The organism is Vibrio sp. M260118, assembly GCF_036533755.1.
GTDB lineage: Bacteria > Pseudomonadota > Gammaproteobacteria > Enterobacterales > Vibrionaceae > Vibrio.
In genome coordinates, this window is the sequence record NZ_JATABG010000669.1 from 1 (window position 1) to 712 (window position 712).

The following is a 712-nucleotide window of genomic DNA, read 5'->3' on the forward strand; positions in this document are numbered from 1 at the left end:
TCGTCTAGAGGCCTAGGACACCGCCCTTTCACGGCGGTAACAGGGGTTCGACTCCCCTACGGGATACCATTGGGTCGTTAGCTCAGTTGGTAGAGCAGTTGACTTTTAATCAATTGGTCGCAGGTTCGAATCCTGCACGACCCACCATTCTCTCCACGAGAATGAAAAAATAATGTGGGCGATTAGCTCAGTTGGGAGAGCACCTGCCTTACAAGCAGGGGGTCACTGGTTCGAGCCCGGTATCGCCCACCATTCTCTAAATGTTTTTGGATTTAAAGTTCCAAACCACTTCAGTAAAGCGTACGTGGTTGGAGTTTTCGACCGTCTAAGAATCTTTAGAAAATGCTTTCTTCGGAAAACATGCTCTTTAACAATTTGGAAAGCTGACGAATAACAACAATCCCCATCTCTATGAGATGCGTTGTTATTCAATTAAAAGTTCTCAAATCCTAATTCTATGAATTAGGTACCAACACACATTCAAGTGTTCTTGGAAATTTGAGTCCGGCAAAATCGTGTCTGCACATGTATAAAAATGCAGACAACTTTGGTTGTTTGACTGTAAGACCCTTTGGGGTTGTATGGTTAAGTGACTAAGCGTACACGGTGGATGCCTTGGCAGTCAGAGGCGATGAAAGACGTAGTAACTTGCGATAAGCCCAGATTAGGTAGTAACAACCATTTGAGTCTGGGATTTCTGAATGGGGAAACC

General features: G+C 44.5%; 3 tRNA genes and 1 rRNA gene. All 4 read left to right on the top strand.

Annotated elements, in window-relative coordinates:
* Position 1 precedes the first annotated feature (1 nt).
* A tRNA-Glu gene (locus QTO00_RS20435) sits at positions 2-69 on the top strand.
* 2 nt (positions 70-71) lie between these two features.
* Positions 72-147 (top strand) — tRNA-Lys (locus QTO00_RS20440).
* Between the two features lie 29 nt (positions 148-176).
* Positions 177-252: transfer RNA gene (locus QTO00_RS20445), tRNA-Val, on the top strand.
* A 331-nt stretch (positions 253-583) separates the two neighbouring features.
* Positions 584-712, top strand: a 23S ribosomal RNA gene (locus QTO00_RS20450); the annotation flags it as partial.